We start from the raw sequence: 14,268 nt of genomic DNA, 5'->3' as shown, positions 1-14,268 counted from the left end.
ACATTACGACAGTTTTTTCTTGCAGTTTAACAGACATTATGACGTGTTTATAAAACCATTAGTAATATTTAACCAGTATAGCTTTATCTTTGTACCTTGTTAATATATAATAAATCAGTTAATTCTGTTCTCGCTTTCGCGAAAGCGTAAAAAATAATAAGCTTATGGGATTTATGGACAAGCTGTTTAAATCACAGAGAGATATTGCAAAGGAAGAAATGACGGGAATCCCATGGGAGCCTTTAGAATCTATAGACCAGTTAGAAAATGTGATAAAAAACTCTACGATTAAACCTAAAGTCATTTTTAAGCACAGTACACGATGTGGAATTTCAAGAATGGTTTTGAATCAATTTGAAAACGGTTTTGAATCAAACGATGATGAGGTCACTTTCTACTTTCTAGATTTATTAAATTATAGAGAAGTAAGCAACGCCGTTGCAGAAAAACTTAACGTAAGACATCAATCTCCACAAATTATAGTTCTTTATAATAAAGAAATTCTACATACAGAGTCTCACCAAGGAATTGATATTAAAAAAGTGCAACAAATAGTTTCAAATAAAAAGTAAGTCATGAAAAACCCATTTAAACTCATAATTTTAACAGGAGTTCTATTTCTGTCTTCTTGTGCAACAAATGTTTTTACAGGTAAAAAGACGTTGAAGCCTATAGCAAATGACCGTTTGTTCCCTATGGCTTTTTCACAGTACGACCAGTTTCTAGATGAGAATAATGTTATTACTAACACATCAGAAGCTAGAATGATAGCTACCGTAGGTGGAAAGATAAAGACAGCAGCTCAAAGATGGCTCAACGCTATTGGGCATCCAGAATATTTAGATGGTTACGAATGGGAATACAAGCTGGTAAAAGACGATCAAGTTAACGCATGGTGTATGCCAGGCGGTAAAATTGTCTTTTATACTGGAATATTACCTATCTGTCAGGATGAAACAGGTGTTGCCATAGTCATGGGACATGAAGTAGCACATGCTCTAGCAAATCACGGTGGTCAAAGAATGAGCGCGGCACAATGGCAAGCAATTATAGGTACTGGAGTAGCTGTAGGAAGTCAAGTAGCTGGCGCAAGCAATGAAACACAACAACTTATAGGTCAAGCATATGGTCTAGGATCTCAAGTAGGAGGAATGTTGCCATTTTCAAGAGCTCATGAAACTGAGGCTGATAAAATAGGACTTTACCTTGCTGCGATTGCAGGTTATAATCCAGATGAAGGTGCACAATTATGGGAGCGCATGAAGGCAAACAGTGGTGGGCAAGCTCCACCAGAATTTTTAAGCACGCACCCATCTAACGATAGTCGAATTGCAAACTTAAAAGAGTTAGCTCCCAAAGCAAAAGCTGAAGCTGCAAAATATGGAGTAACTTCTTTTAAATAGAAAATTAAAATACATACTTTTAAAGGGTTCTTAAAGAACCCTTTTTTTATGAAAAAAAACCTACCAAAAGGCTCTAAAAAATTATTAAATGCATGGGCGTTTTATGATTGGGCAAATTCTGTTTATAGTCTTGTTATTAATAGTGCGATCTTCCCGTTATTTTACGCAGCAATAAGTATTAAAGCATTTGAAAAAGGCAAAGTGCCAAATATTTTAAAAGATGTTAATAACGAGTCTATTATAATCGTAACTACGGCCATAGCATTTCTAATTGTAAGTGTTATTTCACCTATTTTATCTGGTATTGCCGACTATTCTGGACAGAAAAAGCGTTTTTTACAGTTCTTTTGTTATCTAGGCGCTTTAAGTTGTATAGGTCTAGCAGCATTTAGTTTTGATTATTTATGGATCAGTTTGATTATCTATATGCTGGCACTTATTGGTTTTTGGGGCAGTCTGGTTTTTTATAATTCTTACTTACCAGATATTGCATTTCCAGAACAGCAAGATGCGATAAGTTCTAAAGGATTTTCTATGGGATATTTGGGTAGTGTACTACTACTTATTATATGTCTAGCAATGATTGAGTTTGGACTATATCCATCAAGCGGTTATTTATTAGGTCTTGATGCAGTACAAATGTCGTTTATTCTAGTAGGTGTATGGTGGATGGGTTTTGCGCAATACACGTATAAATATTTACCTCTAGGAACTAGAAAAGATAGGAGCAAAGTAAAAAATATCTTTACCAATGGCTTTCAGGAACTTAAGAAAATATGGAAAAACTTAAGTGCAAACCTTCAAATGAAGCGTTACTTAGGTGCGTTTTTTATTTATAGTATGGCTGTACAAACGGTCATGTTAGTCGCTACTTATTTCGGGACGGAAGAAGTAGCTTGGGAAGATGATGGTGCAACCATGGGATTAATAATCAGTATTCTTCTCATACAGCTCGTTGCTATTCTAGGAGCTTGGTTAGCAAGTTTGCTTTCGCGAAAGCTAGGTAACATCAAAACACTAATCATAATAAATATTCTTTGGGCATTAATTTGTGTTTATGGATACTTTGTTGTGACGCCATTACAGTTTTACATTACCGCTGGTTTTGTAGGTTTAGTGATGGGTTCTATACAATCACTTTCAAGGAGTACTTATTCTAAAATGATTCCAGAAGGAAATCTAGATACTGCCTCGTATTTTAGTTTTTATGACGTGGCAGAAAAGATAGGAATTGTAATCGGTATGCTCATTTTTGCAATTGTAGGTGAGATAAGCGGTTCTATGCGAGAGCCTATTTTATTTCTAATCTTGTTTTTTATTACAGGTATAATTTTACTTTTCAGAATACCTAAATTAACAAACACAAAGGTAAAATAAAGCTTTTTCTATCTTGATACCATAAGTTAAAACTTGAGTTTATTGATTTGTAATAGTTTTTATCTATATCGATTTCAGAATAATCTTTAATTAATTCCGAAATACAAATTTAATTTCAAATATATTTGAAGGAATAACAATTAAAAATAAACATTATGAGTGCTCAAAATACCGATACTTTTGAATTAAATGACTCTCACGCAACATCCAAATGTCCTTTCATGGGAGGATCTCCTAAAAAGATGGCCGGTCATGGAACTACAAATAAAGAATGGTGGCCTAACGGACTTAAATTAAACATATTACGCCAAAATGCTAAAAAATCAGATCCGATGAATCCTGATTTTAATTATGCAGAGGCTTTTAAAAGCTTAGACCTAGATGCACTTAAAGATGATTTGAGAAATCTAATGACAGATTCTCAAGACTGGTGGCCAGCAGATTATGGTCATTATGGTGGGTTTTTTGTAAGAATGGCGTGGCACAGTGCTGGTACCTATAGAATAGGTGATGGTCGTGGTGGTGCTTGTAGTGGTTCACAAAGGTTTGCGCCATTAAATAGCTGGCCAGATAATGGTAACCTAGACAAAGCAAGATTGTTATTATGGCCTATTAAAAAGAAATATGGTAACAAAATTTCTTGGGCAGATTTAATGATACTTACAGGAAACATAGCCATGGAATCCATGGGATTAAAAAAGTTAGGTTTTGCTGGTGGACGTGAAGATGTATGGGAACCTGAGCAAGATATTTACTGGGGTAGTGAGACAGAATGGGGCGCAAACGATGTGCGTTATGAAGATGGTGAATTAGAAGCACCTCTAGGAGCCGTAATGATGGGTTGGATTTATGTTAATCCAGAAGGACCTAATGGAGTACCAGATCCTATGGGTTCTGCGGCAAACGTGCGTGAGACTTTTGGACGTATGGCAATGAACGATTATGAGACAGTTGCATTAATAGCAGGTGGACATACCTTTGGTAAAGCACATGGTGCGGCAGATCCAGAAAAATATGTAGGTAAAGAACCAGCTGGTGCAAAAATTGAAGAAATGAGCACTGGTTGGAAAAATTCTTTTAAATCAGGTAAAGGAGATGATACCATAACTAGTGGTATTGAAGGAGCATGGACGCCTAATCCAGATAAATGGGATTTTGATTATTTCAGAGTACTATTTGATTACGAATGGGAATTAACAAAAAGTCCAGCTGGTGCTCATCAATGGAAGCCTACTGCAGCTTCTAATGCAGATCAAGCGCCAAAGGCTGGTGATGCTAGCCTAAGACAAGATTTAATGATGACTACTGCAGACATCGCGCTTAAAACTGATCCAGAATACCGTAAGATTTCTCAGAATTTCAGGGATAACCCAGAAGAGTTTGAGGAAGCGTTTGCAAAAGCCTGGTACAAATTAACGCATAGAGATATGGGCCCTATTTCTCGTTATCTAGGACCTGATGTGCCAGAGAAAGAAGAGTTATGGCAAGATCCTATTCCTGCTGTGACACATGAGCTAGTTGATGAGAGTGATATTACAAATTTAAAAAATCAAATACTAGACTCAGGATTAACGATACAAGAACTTGTAACGACCGCTTGGGCAAGTGCTTCAACTTTCAGAGGTTCTGATAAAAGAGGTGGAGCAAATGGTGGTCGTATACGGCTAGCTCCACAAAATAATTGGGAAGCAAATAATCCGGAACGATTATCTAAGGTTCTTGGTAAATTAAATGAAATCAAAACAGCTTTTGATAACGAGCAATCTGGAGATAAAAAAATCTCGATGGCAGATTTAATCGTTCTGGCTGGTAATGCTGCTGTTGAGAAAGCAGCCGCTGATGCCGGTAAAGAATTATGGTTAGATTTTCATCCAGGTAGAGGAGATGCTAGACCAGAGGATACAGATGTGGATTCATTTGGATACTTAGAGCCTAAAGCTGATGGTTTTAGGAACTATATTAAAGAGGGCGAGAAATCTTCTGGAGAAGATCATTTAATTGATAAAGCAAATTTATTGACATTGTCTATCCCAGAAATGTCGGTACTAGTAGCAGGTCTTAGAGCTTTAGATGCAAATTATGACGGCTCTTCCTACGGTGTGTTCACTGATCGTCCAGGAAAATTGACAAATGATTTCTTTGTTAATGTACTTGACTTATCTACTACTTGGAAAGCAAAATCCAGTTCTGAATTGTTGTTTGTAGGAAGTGATAGAAATACAGGAGAAAAGAAGTGGGAAGGAACTAGGGTTGATCTCATATTTGGTTCTAATACAGAATTAAGAGCGGTAGCTGAAGTTTATGCTGCTGATGATGCTCAAGATAGGTTTGTAGAAGATTTTGCCGCTGCATGGACAAAGGTTATGAATCTAGACAGATTTGATATCTAGTAATTCAATCCTTTAAAAAACAAAAACTCCAAATCAATTAATTGATTTGGAGTTTTTTTGTCCTTAATTTTCTGATTTACATCTTTGTTATATCACCACTTCCCATAACGCTTTTCTTTACGCTTTTAGCTTTTCCTTTGTATCGTAAATCTCCAGAACCTACAATAGAAGCTTTTAAGTCTCCACCATTACAATAAACTGATACATCACCACTACCTGCAATAGAAGCATTTACATTATTAGCTTTTAAATTTAGAGCAGATATATCGCCACTACCAGCCACATTTGCCTCAAGATTCTCTGTACGACCGTTTACCTTGACATCACCACTTCCAGCAATACTTATTTCTAAATTCTCTGATTCCACTTCAGTAGAGATATCACCACTACCAGCAACTGATATATCCATATTTTTGGATTTAAGTTTCAGCTTGCTCAAAATATCACCACTTCCAGCCATACTCAAACTACTAATTCTTTCTACTGGTACCGTAACAACAATTCCTTTGCGTGTGCTTATATTATAACCGTCTTCCATGCCAATTTTTAGATTGCCATTTTTTACCTCTATCTCAATATGTTCCATTATATTAGATTCTGCTTCAACAGATATTTTTCCTTCAGTTCCTGAAACTAGAATGATGTCAAAGCTGCTTCTACCTGATACTTCATCATAGTCTTCAGTTGTAAAAGTCTTAGTGATTACCTCACCATTTCCTTTTAACCTTTTATTATTTCCCCACCACTGAGCATTTGCACTATTGATAGCTAGGAGCGTAACGAGTAAAATGATACAATTTTTCATATTATTATGTTTAGTTGATTATTAATTAAATTGATTATTAATTTTTATTTAAGCTTACACCACCAAAGCTTGATCTAATATTAATTACAGCATTTGCATTCTCTCTACCGTAGTAACCAGACCTTTGTTTATCTGTAGTGTCATTTTCTGATCTAGTAACGGTTAAATCATCGTCTAGTTTAATACTAGCAAACTCTGTGTCTATATCAAATTTAAAAGAAGCATTATCATTAAAGCTAATTTTAATTCCAGTGTACTCAGATTTAATTGTTGCCTCTTTAAAGGTTTTACCTAGTTCTGTAATAAGAATGGAGCCAAAGTCTGTATTTAAATTCACGTTATTATTCACTAAGCCTAATTTGATGGTACTGTAGTCACCTCTTCCTATAACATTGTCAGCTTTACCAGATTCTATAGTACTGAAATCACCATTAAAACTTAAATTCTTTACATCGTGAATTTTTGCTTTAGTATAGTCACCTTTGAACTCAACCTTTTCAGTTCCATGGAGTTCAAAACTGCTAAAATCTGCTCTTATAGTACCAGATTTCATGTAATCTATATGTGAATTTTTAGTGTAGTCAAAACGTAGCTCATTATCTTCAGCAAGCAATTGTCCTATATCTAATCTACCAAAATCACACTTTATGTTTGCTTTACCTTCCAGTCGGTCTATTTTCACCGTACCGTAGTCATTACTTATATCAAGAGAAGCAGTAACAGGCATCTTAACTATGTAATTAATTTTCATGTTAGAATTGTTGTCATTACTACTACCAAAAAACGTATTCCATAGACTACGGCCACCGCTAGAATTATGATCAGCATCAGTTTGTGCACTTACAAAAGACGAACTTGCTTCAAATTCTACATCTATTTCTTTCAGTTGTTGTTCTACTCTATCTTCATTATCTCCACTCACCTCAACCGTAATTTCAAAAGAAACGCTAGGTTGGTCCCATGTAGTAATAGTGATGTTACCAAAGGAGTTCTCAATATCTATCATACAGGACTTGTTTACTGTAAAAGTCTTATTGAGTTTTTTAGACTTAGTATACTTGCCACCTGGTCCAGCAATTGCCAGTAAAGGCAATAAAAAGAGAAGAATACTTAATTTATATAATTGCTTCATTTTCTTGTTCTTTATAATTTTTTAATTGTTCTATTTGCTCAAGAGCAGTCTCTAATAAATCGATTCTATTTTGAAAATTTTGAATCATCGCAGCGATAACTGTCTTGCTGTCCTTGTTGATTTTAAAATCTTCTTTAATTAATTTATAATCTTCCTCGAGTTTATTTAATGCATTTTTCGTATCTATAATTATACGTTCTGTATCAGGTGATTGCAGTTTGTCAAGCTGTTCTAATTCTTGATGAATAGTGTTTGTGAAAAAATCTTGTGCTTGTGCCATTTCTGGTGAAACGGTAGATAAACCATGGTCGCTTACAGGTGCAGGAGCAATGTTCATTCCAGCAAAACCTAATAAAATGGCTAGCCCTGCAACTAGAGACCATTTGAACCATGATTTCATTTGTATCACCTTAGAATTCTCAGTTGTGTCATTCTCTGAAGAAATATCTGAAGTAACATGGAGTTCTTCTGCATCTTCACACGCCTCATTTAATTTGTCTAAAAATCTATTTCTATGGCCTTCTGGCAGTGATTCTGTATTAAAATCTTGTTCTGCAAACCATTCTTCTATATCCTTTTTCATACCAGTTGCATTTTTTTTCTTAAACTATCCTTTGCTCTAGAAATAGTGGTTCTACACATCGCGTTAGAAATTCCCATTATCTCACTTATTTCTTCATTATCCATTCCTTCTATAAGGCTTAGTGTGAGTATTTGCTTATAATTATCTTTTAAAAGCTTCATCACTTCAAGTACTTTTTTTGCTGTCATTCCTGCGGCTTCCATATCAATTTGTTCCTCAGCTTGATTTTCCATTTCATAAGCAACATCGTCATAATCTACCTTAGGCATCCTTTTTTCTTTCTTTAAATAAGTCAAACTATTATTGACAACTATTCTTTTTAACCAGCTACCAAAGGTTGCTTCACGGTTCCACTGTTTCATTTTGGCAAAAGCAGTGATCATACTTTCTTGCATGATATCTTCAGCTTGTGCAGTGTCATTAACAATTCTTAGGGCTACATGATACATTCCTGCAGCATACTTGTCATACACACGCATTTGCGCTTTGCGGTTGCCTCTTTCACAGAGGTCATAAAGTTCTATTTCGGTTATGGTTAAAGTCACATGGTCAGTGTTACGTCTTAAAGATGCAATTTATTCTAGCATGTTACACTTCATGGCAAGAAATTTGAATTTTATTAATAGCACTCTTTAAGTAAGGTCTTAAGAGTTAACAAGATTATAGGCTTGTAGAATGTTTAAAATACTGATATTCTGTATTTTATTTATGAAAATACCGCTTTCGCGAAAGCGGAACAAGTATTAAAATCTCGTTTAAATAAATATATAAAATTAAATGCCTAAAGTCTATATGACATTGTGGCGACCGAAAAAGATATGTTCAAACCAAAGAAATTTTCAATAGACAACTTGTCACTTCAAGAATTTGATCAGGATGCTGAATTTATACCTCTTTTAAGTAGTGAAGATGAAGAGGAAATGAATAATGAAAGCGTGCCAGCTACATTACCTATTTTACCCTTGCGTAATATGGTATTGTTTCCTGGCGTGGTAATACCTATCACTGCTGGAAGAGATAGATCAATAAAATTATTACAAGAGGCAAACAAAAAGGGTTTACCCATAGGTGTAGTAGCTCAGAAAAATGAGGAAATAGAAGAGCCTTCTTTTGAAGACCTACATACTACCGGTGTTGTGGCAAAAATTTTAAAAACCTTTAAAATGCCAGATGGTAACACAACGGTTATCATACAAGGAAAGAAGCGTTTTGAGATGGGAAGCATCGTGACTGAGCAGCCTTATATAACTGCTGTTGCAAATGATATACCAGACGTAAGGCCTGTAAACGATGATCCAGAGTTCAAGGCTATTATAGAGAATATTAAAGAATTAGCCTTAGAAATAATTAAAGAAAGTCCTAATATACCTAGCGAGGCTTCATTTGCGATTAAGAACATTGAGTCTGATTCTTTCTTAGTAAATTTTGTTTCTTCTAATATGAATTTAAGAGTAGAAGAAAAGCAAAAGGTTCTTGAAATAGACGATTTGAAAGAGCGAGCTCTAGAGACGCTACGTTTTATGAATATAGAACGCCAGAAGTTAGAGCTCAAGAATGATATTCAGTCTAAAGTGCAGACTGATATCAATAAGCAACAAAGAGAGTATTTCTTGCACCAGCAAATGAAAACCATTCAGGATGAGTTAGGTGGTGGCGTTTCTTCTCACCAAGAAATTGATGAGATGAGACAACGAGCTAAGAAAAAGAAATGGGACGATAAAGTCAAAGAGCATTTTGAAAAGGAGCTTGCCAAAATGCAACGCATGAATCCGCAGGTGGCAGAGTATTCCATACAGCGCAATTATTTGGACCTTTTTCTTGATTTGCCTTGGAACGAGTTTTCTAAGGATAATTTTGACCTAAAAAGAGCGATGAAAATTTTAGATCGCGATCATTACGGTCTTGATGAAGTGAAGAAACGTATCATAGAATATCTAGCGGTATTGAAATTGCGTAACGACATGAAATCTCCGATATTATGTCTTTATGGACCTCCTGGAGTAGGTAAAACATCTTTAGGAAAATCTATGGCAGAGGCTTTAGGACGCGAGTACGTGCGTATTTCCTTAGGAGGTTTGCGTGATGAAGCAGAAATACGAGGTCACCGTAAAACGTATATAGGCGCAATGCCAGGTCGTATTATTCAAAGCATTAAGAAAGCAAAAACATCTAATCCTGTTTTTGTTCTTGATGAGATAGATAAATTGAGTAACTCTCATAATGGAGATCCTTCAAGTGCGATGCTAGAAGTTCTTGATCCAGAGCAAAACAGTGCTTTTTATGATAATTTCCTTGAGATGGGATTTGATTTAAGCAAAGTAATGTTTGTGGCGACTTGTAATTCACTGAATACTATTCAGCCAGCATTGCGAGATCGTATGGAGATTATTAATGTGACCGGTTATACGATTGAAGAAAAAGTAGAGATAGGTAAACGTCATTTATTACCTAAGCAATTGCGCGAGCATGGGATGGAAGCTTCTCGTTTAAAAATAGCTAAGCCGCAATTAGAAAAAATAGTAGAAGGCTATACACGTGAAAGTGGTGTCAGAACCTTAGATAAGCAAATCGCAAAAATGGTGCGTTATGCAGCAAAAAGCATTGCAATGGAAGAAGATTATGATATTAAAGTAACTAATGATACCATAATTGAGGTATTAGGCTCGCCAAAACTACAACGCGACAAGTATGAAAATAACGATGTTGCTGGTGTAGTAACTGGACTAGCCTGGACTAGAGTAGGAGGCGACATCCTATTTATTGAATCCATTCTTTCTAAAGGAAAAGGTAATTTGAGCATTACAGGTAACTTAGGTAAAGTAATGAAGGAAAGTGCTACCATTGCGATGGAATACATCAAAGCAAATGCAGACGAGCTAGGCATTAACACTTCTATCTTTGAAAAATACAACGTACATATTCACGTTCCTGAAGGAGCAACTCCTAAAGATGGGCCTAGCGCAGGTATAACGATGTTGACTTCATTAGTTTCTTTATTTACACAGAGAAAGGTGAAGAAAAGCATTGCTATGACTGGTGAGATTACACTACGTGGTAAAGTATTGCCAGTAGGCGGAATCAAAGAAAAAATCCTTGCTGCAAAACGTGCTAAGATTAAAGAAATCCTTTTGTGTGAGCAAAACCGTAGAGATATTGAAGAGATTAAAGCAGAATACTTGAAAGGACTTACTTTTCATTATGTAAGTGATATGAGTAATGTCCTTGAACTAGCATTAACAAAGCAGAAGGTGAAAAACCCTAAGGATTTGAGTTAAATGCTTGTATTTCTATAATTTAGAAAGCTCGAGAACTGTTCTCGAGCTTTTTTAATTTTAGTCTATTTTTTCTTAAGCTTTTTATAATACTTGTCAAGCACCGTTTTTCTACCTACAGTCTTAGTGATTATGTCTTTTTCAAGATCCCAACCTCTAGCGGGACTGTATTCACGACCATACCAAATAATTTGAAGATGAAGGTCGTTCCATTTTTCTTCTGGGAAGAGTCTTTTGGCATCTTTTTCTGTTTGTACGACGTTTTTACCGTTAGTTAGATTCCAGCGGTACATGAGTCTATGGATATGTGTATCTACTGGAAAAGCTGGAATACCAAAAGCTTGTGACAGTACAACTGCTGCTGTTTTATGACCTACAGCTGGCATAGCCTCTAGTTCTTCATAGGTCTGTGGCACTTGACCGTTGTGCAAATCAATAATCATTTGAGACAATCCATGTATACCTTTTGCCTTCATAGGACTTAATCCTACTGGTTTTATGATTTCTCTTATTTCATCAATACTGAGTTTAACCATATCGTATGGATTATCAGCACGGTCAAATAGGAGCGGTGTAATTTGATTTACACGCACATCTGTGCTCTGAGCACTCATCAAAACAGCAATTAATAAAGTATATGGATCGGTATGATCTAGAGGAACTGGGATTGTAGGATATAACTCTTCTAATTTATTTATGATAAAATTGACCCTTTCCTGTTTGTTCATGTTTTAATTTTATGCTTTAAACAAAAATACGATATGACTTCATTAAAAGTAGGAGATAAAGCTCCAGATTTTTCAGTTTTGAATCAAGATGAGCAAACAGTTTCTTTGTCTGATTTTGCAGGTAAGAAATTGGTTTTGTTCTTTTATCCCAAAGCAAGTACGCCAGGTTGTACCGCTGAAGCCTGTAATTTGAGGGATAACGTGGATCGTTTTCGCGCAAGCGGTTATGAAATATTAGGTGCAAGTGCTGACAGCCCTAAAAGACAGAAGAATTTTCAAACTAAATATGAGCTTCCTTATGATCTTCTTGCAGATGAAGATCATACTTTATTGAACGCCTTTCAAGTTTGGGGTCCAAAAAAGTTTATGGGTAAAGAATACGACGGTATCCATCGTACGACTTTTGTAATCGATGAAAACGGCGTGATCTCTGATATTATATCAAAGGTAAAAACCAAAGATCACGCAGCTCAAATATTATAGTGGAGCATCTTCGGATGCAACCTTCTCCGTTGTATCCGAAGATTTTCCTTTATCGTGACCGAATAGGTTCTGTTCTTCTATAAGTGCAGGAATTCCTTCAGGTAGCATTTCTTGCCATCCATCTTCTCCAGCATCAATCATGCGCAGCACTTCTCTAGAAAAAATGTGTAAAATACTTTCATCATAATCCTCGAGATCTTTAAGCTTACCATTGTATTTAAAGAATTTATATAATTCTTTCATACGTGGATGCACCTTTAAATTCTCGCTGGTAGTTAATTCACCAGTCTCTTGATTAAGTAAAGGATACAGATAAACGCGTAAATCTTTAAAGAATAATTTACCGAAGGCTTCTAAAATTCCTCCGCTTAGGTGCGTATAATATTTAGTGTCAAATATATCGACTAAGTTATTGACACCCATTACTAAACCTATACGCGCTTTAGTATAATTATTAAAGTATTCTACTAGTCTATAATATTCTTTAAAATTAGAGATCATTACAGTTTGTCCTAGAGAACAAAGTAATTCTGCTCTGTGCATGAAATCTTCTTCATCTATTTCTCCTTGAGCTTTCAAGTTAGATAGTGTAATTTCAAAAATGGTTTCTACATTTTCTTCTTTTACCGTTCCTGATTTCAAAAATCTACGGCGAGCCGTTTCAAACATGTCCATGTTTACTTTAGTCACAGGACGGAAACTACCTCTTAAAGCAAGTACATTTTTCTTATATAATATGCGAGCACTAAGAATGTTATTACCATCTGGACCGAACATTACCGCTTCGGTCATACCGTGCTTAAGCAGCTGCAAACTCATTAAACGGTTGTCCACTTGCTCAAATCTAGGACCAGAAAAATTAATCATATCGATCTCGATTTTATCTTTATCGATGTGATCGTATAGATATTCTAGTAATTTTTTAGGGTTATCATGTTTATAAAAAGCTCCATAAATTAGGTTAGTACCTAATATTCCAAGAGTTATTTGTTGTAAGCGAGCATCTCTTTCTTTGAACCTTACATGAAGTATTATTTCAGAATATTCCTCTTCTGGAGATACTTGGAAACGTATTCCTACCCATCCATGGCCTAGATAGCGTTTTGCAAAATCAATAGTTGCTACCGTATTTGCATAGGTAAAAAATAGTTTACCGGGATGTTTTTCACGAGAAAGGCGTTCTTCAATCAAATTTGATTCATGAGAAAGCATTTTTTTTAACCGTGCTTCGGTCACATAACGACCATCATCTTGAATACCATAGATAGAGTCAGAGAAGTCCTTGTCATAAGCACTCATGGCTTTTGCAATTGTACCAGACGCTCCACCAGCTCTAAAAAACTGTCTTACCGTTTCTTGTCCTGCACCTATCTCTGCAAAGGTTCCATAAATATTGCGGTTCAAGTTTATTCTTAGTACTTTGTTCTTAAGTGAAGGTACTGATTCAAAGTCGTGATCTCCTGGTAAGGTAATACCCATTTTTATTATTTTGGTGTTCATACAAAGGTAGCAAACCACACCACTTAAATGAAAAAATCTCCATACTTTTATAAAACATTTATGGAAGTTAAAATCACAATTTTAGGCACAGGCACTTCACAAGGTATACCAGTTATAGGTAGCTCACATCCAGTATGTTTGAGTGATAATCCTAAAGATAAACGATTGCGAGTAAGTGCTATGATTGAAGTAAACGATAAGCGTCTTATAATTGATTGTGGTCCAGATTTCCGCCAGCAAATGCTTTCTAATAAAGTTTCTTCTATTGATGCTGTTCTTTTTACTCATGAGCATGCAGATCATACTGCAGGATTAGATGATCTCAGACCGTTTTATTTTCGTCAAGGCGATTTACATTGTTATATGACTTCTAGAGTTCATGAGGCATTAAAAGAGCGGTTCAACTATATTTTTACTACTGCAAATAAATATCCAGGCGTTGCTACCTTAGAAGTACATGAGTTTATTAATGATACATTCACTGTGGATGGGATAGAGGTTACACCTGTCCTTGCAGATCATGGTTATATTCCCGTACACGGTTTTAGAATTGAAAATGTGGCTTATATGACTGATGTTAAGACTATCGCTCAAG

At 35.6% G+C, this 14,268-nt stretch carries 13 protein-coding genes; 7 read left to right on the top strand and 6 right to left on the bottom strand.

Annotated elements, in window-relative coordinates; translation table 11 throughout:
- The first annotated feature begins 173 nt into the window (after positions 1-173).
- The 4 genes from ytxJ to katG all read left to right on the top strand — a co-directional run bounded on the left by ytxJ (position 174) and on the right by katG (position 5,170).
- Positions 174-572, top strand: a complete 399-nt coding sequence (gene ytxJ / locus A9Q93_RS00145; protein ID WP_303685339.1) for a bacillithiol system redox-active protein YtxJ — start codon at positions 174-176, stop codon at positions 570-572.
- A gap of 3 nt (positions 573-575) precedes the next feature.
- Positions 576-1,403: a M48 family metallopeptidase gene (locus A9Q93_RS00140; protein WP_303685338.1), complete on the top strand. Its 828-nt coding sequence runs from the start codon at positions 576-578 to the stop codon at positions 1,401-1,403.
- Between the two features lie 48 nt (positions 1,404-1,451).
- Complete coding sequence (locus A9Q93_RS00135; protein ID WP_303685337.1) at positions 1,452-2,780, top strand: MFS transporter; 1,329 nt, start codon at positions 1,452-1,454, stop codon at positions 2,778-2,780.
- A 155-nt stretch (positions 2,781-2,935) separates the two neighbouring features.
- A complete protein-coding gene (katG, locus tag A9Q93_RS00130; protein WP_303685336.1) occupies positions 2,936-5,170 on the top strand; it encodes a catalase/peroxidase HPI in 2,235 nt (744 codons plus the stop codon).
- A gap of 76 nt (positions 5,171-5,246) precedes the next feature.
- Here katG and A9Q93_RS00125 read toward each other — a convergent pair whose 3' ends face one another.
- From A9Q93_RS00125 to A9Q93_RS00110, 4 genes are read right to left on the bottom strand one after another with little or no spacing between them, the layout of a single operon-like run.
- On the bottom strand, positions 5,247-5,975 hold the full coding sequence (locus A9Q93_RS00125) for a head GIN domain-containing protein (RefSeq protein WP_303685335.1): 729 nt from the start codon (positions 5,973-5,975) through the stop codon (positions 5,247-5,249).
- A gap of 37 nt (positions 5,976-6,012) precedes the next feature.
- Positions 6,013-7,107 (bottom strand): hypothetical protein, encoded by a 1,095-nt coding sequence (locus tag A9Q93_RS00120; RefSeq protein WP_303685334.1) that lies wholly within the window; start codon positions 7,105-7,107, stop codon positions 6,013-6,015.
- Positions 7,091-7,690: a hypothetical protein gene (locus tag A9Q93_RS00115; protein WP_303685333.1), complete on the bottom strand. Its 600-nt coding sequence runs from the start codon at positions 7,688-7,690 to the stop codon at positions 7,091-7,093. Before A9Q93_RS00115 ends, A9Q93_RS00120 begins: the two co-directional genes overlap by 17 nt.
- Entirely contained in the window at positions 7,687-8,235 is a 549-nt protein-coding gene (locus tag A9Q93_RS00110; RefSeq protein WP_369674676.1) for an RNA polymerase sigma factor, read from the bottom strand. The genes A9Q93_RS00115 and A9Q93_RS00110 overlap by 4 nt, the downstream gene beginning before the upstream one ends.
- A gap of 273 nt (positions 8,236-8,508) precedes the next feature.
- Between A9Q93_RS00110 and lon the strand changes: the two genes are divergently transcribed.
- Positions 8,509-10,965 carry an endopeptidase La gene (gene lon, locus A9Q93_RS00105; RefSeq protein ID WP_303685332.1) on the top strand — a complete coding sequence of 819 codons (2,457 nt, stop codon included), beginning with the start codon at positions 8,509-8,511 and terminating at the stop codon, positions 10,963-10,965.
- 62 nt (positions 10,966-11,027) lie between these two features.
- Here lon and nth read toward each other — a convergent pair whose 3' ends face one another.
- On the bottom strand, positions 11,028-11,690 hold the full coding sequence (nth, locus tag A9Q93_RS00100) for an endonuclease III (protein ID WP_303685331.1): 663 nt from the start codon (positions 11,688-11,690) through the stop codon (positions 11,028-11,030).
- Between the two features lie 33 nt (positions 11,691-11,723).
- On the opposite strand from nth, the gene bcp reads away from it, so the two are divergent.
- Positions 11,724-12,173, top strand: a complete 450-nt coding sequence (gene bcp, locus A9Q93_RS00095) for a thioredoxin-dependent thiol peroxidase (protein WP_303685330.1) — start codon at positions 11,724-11,726, stop codon at positions 12,171-12,173.
- Here bcp and A9Q93_RS00090 read toward each other — a convergent pair.
- Positions 12,168-13,652, bottom strand: a complete 1,485-nt coding sequence (locus A9Q93_RS00090; protein ID WP_303685329.1) for a TonB-dependent receptor — start codon at positions 13,650-13,652, stop codon at positions 12,168-12,170. The genes bcp and A9Q93_RS00090 overlap by 6 nt on opposite strands.
- A 48-nt stretch (positions 13,653-13,700) precedes the next feature.
- Here A9Q93_RS00090 and A9Q93_RS00085 point away from each other — a divergent pair.
- On the top strand, positions 13,701-14,268 hold a 568-nt coding region (locus tag A9Q93_RS00085; RefSeq protein ID WP_303685328.1), incomplete at its 3' end, for an MBL fold metallo-hydrolase.

The sequence above is a fragment of the Nonlabens dokdonensis genome (assembly GCF_002162835.1).
GTDB classification, from domain to species: Bacteria; Bacteroidota; Bacteroidia; order Flavobacteriales; family Flavobacteriaceae; genus Nonlabens; species Nonlabens dokdonensis_B.
Note: the sequence above shows the minus strand (reverse complement) of the source record. Positions and strands in the feature narration are given on the sequence as shown.

Coding starts and splice junctions, on each gene's coding strand:
- ytxJ (WP_303685339.1), top strand. CDS start 174: ATGGACAAGCTGTTTAAATCACAGAGAGATATTGCAAAGGAAGAAATG.
- A9Q93_RS00140 (WP_303685338.1), top strand. CDS start 576: ATGAAAAACCCATTTAAACTCATAATTTTAACAGGAGTTCTATTTCTG.
- A9Q93_RS00135 (WP_303685337.1), top strand. CDS start 1,452: ATGAAAAAAAACCTACCAAAAGGCTCTAAAAAATTATTAAATGCATGG.
- katG (WP_303685336.1), top strand. CDS start 2,936: ATGAGTGCTCAAAATACCGATACTTTTGAATTAAATGACTCTCACGCA.
- A9Q93_RS00125 (WP_303685335.1), bottom strand. CDS start 5,975: ATGAAAAATTGTATCATTTTACTCGTTACGCTCCTAGCTATCAATAGT.
- A9Q93_RS00120 (WP_303685334.1), bottom strand. CDS start 7,107: ATGAAGCAATTATATAAATTAAGTATTCTTCTCTTTTTATTGCCTTTA.
- A9Q93_RS00115 (WP_303685333.1), bottom strand. CDS start 7,690: ATGAAAAAGGATATAGAAGAATGGTTTGCAGAACAAGATTTTAATACA.
- lon (WP_303685332.1), top strand. CDS start 8,509: ATGTTCAAACCAAAGAAATTTTCAATAGACAACTTGTCACTTCAAGAA.
- nth (WP_303685331.1), bottom strand. CDS start 11,690: ATGAACAAACAGGAAAGGGTCAATTTTATCATAAATAAATTAGAAGAG.
- bcp (WP_303685330.1), top strand. CDS start 11,724: ATGACTTCATTAAAAGTAGGAGATAAAGCTCCAGATTTTTCAGTTTTG.
- A9Q93_RS00090 (WP_303685329.1), bottom strand. CDS start 13,652: ATGGGTATTACCTTACCAGGAGATCACGACTTTGAATCAGTACCTTCA.